Here is a 5,199-nt window from a genome sequence, read left to right on the forward strand (position 1 = left end):
ATAAAAACTACAATTAGCTATAGTCATCGCCAGGGAGGAACCCATGCCGGAGTCGGAGGTTGAAGAGTCATCTCCTTTGCCCCTTAATCTTTGGGAAATGACCGCTGTATTTCTCAAGTTGGGGAGTATTGGCTTTGGCGGTGGAATCGCCATGATTGCCCTCATGGAACATGAGTTTGTCAAGCGACGGCGGCTCTTGGCCATTGATGAATTCCTACACGGAGTTGCCCTCAGCCAAATCCTAGGATCGTTTCCGGTAAATACAGCGCTCTTTGTTGGCTATCGTCTCCATGGATTTTGGGGAGGTCTGTTGGGCAGTCTCGCCTTTTTGCTGCCGTCCGTTGTGGCGGTGATTTTACTATCTTGGCTCTATTTCGGGTTTCATAAGATTCCCTCATTGCAAAGTGCCCTTGCGGGACTAACGCCAGTGGTCATTGGCATTATCTTGGCAGCGGTCTGGTCAATGGGGCAAAAGTCCGTGCGCTCGACGGTAACGATCGCGATCGCCATTGCGGCCTGTCTCGGTAGTTTGACCCGCATCAATCCCTTGCTCATCCTTGGCAGTGGCGGCATCATTGGTCTCATTCTCCAACTTAGCCCACCCACAAAAACCACGAAACTCCAAACTTCCCAAAAATCAGCCCTCGTTGGCTTACCCCTGGCCATCCAAACCCTACCCCACCAAGCTGCCCAAATGGCCACTGCCTCTTCTCAACCCGTTCAGTGGCTAACTCTAGTGTTGACCTTCCTGAAGGTGGGGATTGTTTTCTTTGGTGGTGGCTTTGTCCTAATCCCCGTGCTGAAACAACTCTTGATCGATCAGTTGCATTGGCTGACGCAGCAGGAATTTATTGATGGTGTGGCTATTAGTCAATTGACACCGGGACCGATCGCGGTCATTGCCACCTTTGCCGGATTCCGTGTCGCTGGTATTAGTGGTGCCCTTTTGGCAACCGTGGCCTTATTTTTGCCATCCCTACTATTGATGTTTGCTCTCGCCCACTACTATCAAGTGGTGAAGCATCTCCAACGGGTGAAGCAATTTTTGGCGGGAGTGAATCCTGCAGTGGTGGGTATGGTGTTGTCAGCAGCGATTAACCTTGCTCCTGCAATTGTCCATCCCCAGCCCATCAGTCTCATTCTGAATAGTTTGCTCTTAGTCTTTTCCCTTGTGGCGATTACGCGCCTCAAATGGCATCCAGCAATCGCCCTCGCTGTGGGAGCAACAGTTGGATTACTCGGCGGCCAGTGGTTAACCGGCACCGCCTAGCGAGGAAAACTCAAGCTTGCCCTCGAGTTTTCGAGGGGTCTGAGACTTTAGTGTCAAACTTTCCTTAAGACGAGATTGAGCACGATGTTCAATAATTTTTTGATACATTTTCCATTGTTTTTTTTCACTTGCTCCTTCACTTGTAAGCCACTGTTGGGTGCCGGCTGCGGAGCCTTGATTAATTGAATAGCTTGATTTTGCTGTAGAAGCTGCTGAAAGAGTGTCTTGGTTTTTAAGATGGATTCGCTTTGAGGTGGCATAGTATTGGTGGCGGCCAAATAGAAGCCTGAAGGGATAACAGGGCAAAAAGGGATTGCACAATCGGCGCAGCACTGGGGGTGAAAAGCACACAGGTGCTTTGAGAACTCGGCCAGCACGGTGATTAATTGTCGCTTGATCTTGGGGAGAATCCTCAGAGGCAAGTTCAGTTGCTGTTAACTGAACACGCTGAGTATTGATCATTGTGAGTATTGATCATTGTATTTTAGGAGGCGCTGACGGTGTGGCGATCGCCTGTCCCCGCAGGGCTGACTGCACTAAAGGTCAACTCACTACCCACCAAATCCACCAAAATCGTATCGCCAGGGGTAAAGACCTCCTCAAGAAGCTTCACGGCCAGAGGGTTCTCCAATTCCCGTTGAATGGCGCGCTTGAGAGGACGTGCCCCATAGACTGGATCAAAGCCCACCGCCACTAAATGATCGAGCGCTGCTGGGGTGAGGTGCAGGTGAAGTTTTTGATCCGCAAGGAGTTTTTCCACCCGTCGCAGTTGAATTTGGGCAATCTGAGCCAGTTCCGTCCGCCCTAGCCCGTGGAAGAGAATCACGTCATCAATGCGGTTGAGAAATTCGGGGCGAAAATACTTTTGGGCACTTTGGAGCACCCGTTGCCGCATTTCCTCATAGCGGCTGTCATCCACTGCCAAATCTAAGATATGCTCGCTGCCCAGGTTACTGGTCATAATGATCACAGTGTTGCGGAAGTCCACCGTCCGCCCTTGGGAATCAGTAATGCGGCCATCATCCAGCACCTGCAAGAGCACATTAAAAACCTCGGGATGGGCTTTTTCCACCTCGTCAAACAGAACCACGGCATAGGGACGACGGCGGATAGCTTCGGTGAGTTGACCGCCACTGTCAAAGCCAACATATCCCGGCGGTGCGCCAATCATGCGGGAGACGGCATGTTTTTCCATGTACTCCGACATATCAATGCGCACCAAGGCATTTTCATCATCAAAGAGGGCTTCGGCAAGGGCACGGGCCAGTTCCGTTTTGCCGACGCCTGTGGGTCCCATAAAGAGGAATGAACCAATGGGACGGGCAGGGTCTTTCATGCCAGCTCGGGCGCGGCGGATGGCAGCGGCCACGGCGGCCACGGCATCGGTTTGACCAATCACCCGCTGATGGAGGACTTGTTCCAGCTGCAGGAGTTTTTGGCGTTCTGAGGCCATGAGTTTTTGCAGGGGAATTCCCGTCCACTTGGCAACAATTTCGGCAATGTCAGCTTCGGTGACTTGATCGCGCAAAAAGGTGCCACCTGCGGCTTGAAGTTCCAAAAGTTGTGCTTCGGTGGCCTCCAGTTCCCGTTGGAGGGTTTCTAAACGACCATATTTGAGTTGCGCGGCTTTGTTGAGGTTGTAGTCCCGCTCTGCTTGCTCAATTTGCAACTTCACTTGGTCTTCTTCTTCCTTGAGGCTGTTGATGCGCTCCAGCAGTTCTTTTTCTGCTTGCCAGCGGGCTTGCATGGCCTGTTGTCGCGGCTGCAGTTGGGCAATTTCCGCTTCGATGCGCTGCAGGCGATCGCGAGTGGCCTGTAGTGGTGCTTGGCTGAGGGGCAGGCTCTCCTCCTGTTTGAGGGACAGTCTTTCCATTTCCAGTTGCCGCAGGCGCCGCTCAAGGGCTTCCAGTTCAGCGGGCTTGGTGGTGATTTCCATTTTTAGCTTGGCGGCTGCCTCATCCACGAGGTCAATGGCCTTATCGGGGAGGTAGCGATCGCTAATATACCGATCCGAAAGCATGGCCGCGGCCACCAATGCCGAATCGGTAATTTTAACGTTGTGGTGAATTTCGTAGCGATCCTTGAGGCCGCGCAAAATTGAGATCGTATCCTCAACACTGGGCTGGCCAATATACACCTGCTGAAAGCGGCGTTCTAAGGCAGCATCTTTCTCAATGTATTTGCGATATTCATCTAGGGTGGTGGCGCCAATGCAGCGCAGCTCTCCCCGCGCCAACATCGGTTTAAGTAGGTTGCTGGCATCCATCGACGAGTTTTGATTGGCACCAGCGCCAACAACTGTGTGCAGTTCATCAATAAAAAGAACAATTTGACCTTCGGAATGGGTGACTTCGTGAAGAACAGCCTTGAGGCGATCTTCAAAGTCACCGCGAAACTTGGCACCCGCCACCAGACTCCCCAGGTCGAGGGAAATCAAGCGCCGATTTTTTAGGGATTCTGGCACATCGCCGTTGATAATCCGCTGGGCAAGACCTTCAGCAATGGCGGTTTTACCAACACCCGGTTCACCAATGAGAACGGGATTATTTTTCGTGCGGCGGGAGAGAACTTGAATAACGCGGCGAATTTCTTCATCGCGGCCAATGACGGGATCCAGTTTGCCTTGGCGGGCAGCTTCGGTGAGATCACGACCGTACTTTTCAAGGGCAGCGTATTTATTTTCGGGGTTTTGATCTAAAACTTTTTGGGCACCGCGAATGGCTTTGACGGTGGCAGCCAACTGCTCGCGATCGCAATTTAGGGCCCGGAAAAGACGTTGACCAATGCGGCGATCGCCCACAAAAGCCAGTAAAAGATGCTCAATGGAAATGAATTGATCCTCTTCCTCTTGGCGGAGGCGATTGGCCTCATCAAGGAGCGCATCCAAACTGCGACCACAGTAGAGTTCGCTGCCTGCGGGAACGCGCGGCTGTTGCTTAGCAAAATCCATCAGCCGCTTGAGCACCCATTCGGTGTCAATATCCGCCCGCTCAAGAATCAGTTGACCCAGTCCCTCTTCCCGCAGTAGGGCAATCATGACGTGCTCTGTTTCCAGGTATTGGCTGCGATATTCCCGTGCCACATCCTGGGACTGAACAATGGCTTCCCATGCCTTATCAGTAAACTTTGTTGGATCCGTTGGTTGCATAGTGATAATTGCGGGCAAAACCCCACCGACTGTGAATGCATTATGCCATCATCTCCAGTGTAATCAACAGGCCACCACCCCACCCACAGGATGATTTACAGAGGTGGCAAATAGAGAAACGCCCGCAGGAGATTAGCCAGTTTTTTCTTGCTGCTATAGTCACCGCTGTAGTACGGTTGCAGGGGGACTGTGTCGCCAGAGGTCATCTGGACCACGACGCGATAGAGGCGATCGCCGTCAGAATCCTTATGGATATCAATGGCAATGTCCCTAATTTCGCGCAAGAGCAATTCCTTGTGAGTTCGGCAGAAAAATTTGCATGGAGAATTGTCAAGGTACCACTGCCCCGATCTCAATCCAGCGTTAAAACACCGGTGCAGGAAATTAGACTCATCCCTACAAACCCTACAAAAAAGAACACCCCTGCCATGATCCCTACTATCTAGCGATCGTCCGCACGCGCTGAAAGTTCGGTTTGGTTGGGATCCCCTAAGAATTGGTTAATTTGCTGTACTATGGCGGCGCGATCGCTCGGCTGTGAGATAGCACTACCCAATACGGTTGACTTGCCCGCCACATCAAGAACAATCAAGAACAATGCGGTATATGCGATCGCTGTCACTGTCAATATCCTCCTCCAACTTTGCCTGTCGTAGGAGGGGAAGCGGAATATTCACTCGCTCTTAGATTACAAAATACGTTGTTGTGACACTACATCCATAGGGCAGGGTTTGGCGTTGACGGTGAAGTTGTCCAACTGGGAAGAGGCTCAATGTTAGCA

General features: G+C 51.8%; 5 protein-coding genes. 1 reads left to right on the forward strand and 4 read right to left on the reverse strand.

Annotated elements, in window-relative coordinates; translation table 11 throughout:
- The first annotated feature begins 43 nt into the window (after positions 1–43).
- Entirely contained in the window at positions 44–1,270 is a 1,227-nt protein-coding gene (gene chrA, locus H8Q75_RS07780) for a chromate efflux transporter (RefSeq protein WP_024125464.1), read from the forward strand.
- Here the strand turns inward: chrA and H8Q75_RS07785 are convergent.
- From H8Q75_RS07785 to H8Q75_RS07800, 4 genes are all read right to left on the reverse strand, one after another.
- Positions 1,253–1,732 (reverse strand): hypothetical protein, encoded by a 480-nt coding sequence (locus tag H8Q75_RS07785; protein ID WP_297041070.1) that lies wholly within the window; start codon positions 1,730–1,732, stop codon positions 1,253–1,255. The genes chrA and H8Q75_RS07785 overlap by 18 nt on opposite strands.
- A gap of 22 nt (positions 1,733–1,754) precedes the next feature.
- Positions 1,755–4,418, reverse strand: a complete 2,664-nt coding sequence (clpB, locus tag H8Q75_RS07790) for an ATP-dependent chaperone ClpB (protein WP_024125465.1) — start codon at positions 4,416–4,418, stop codon at positions 1,755–1,757.
- Between the two features lie 95 nt (positions 4,419–4,513).
- Entirely contained in the window at positions 4,514–4,702 is a 189-nt protein-coding gene (locus H8Q75_RS07795; protein ID WP_162147184.1) for a hypothetical protein, read from the reverse strand.
- A 158-nt stretch (positions 4,703–4,860) separates the two neighbouring features.
- Positions 4,861–5,040: a hypothetical protein gene (locus H8Q75_RS07800; protein ID WP_162147185.1), complete on the reverse strand. Its 180-nt coding sequence runs from the start codon at positions 5,038–5,040 to the stop codon at positions 4,861–4,863.
- Between the last annotated feature and the right edge of the window lie 159 nt (positions 5,041–5,199).

Origin of the sequence: Thermosynechococcus sp. OHK43, from assembly GCF_014466085.1 — a bacterium.
GTDB lineage: Bacteria > Cyanobacteriota > Cyanobacteriia > Thermosynechococcales > Thermosynechococcaceae > Thermosynechococcus.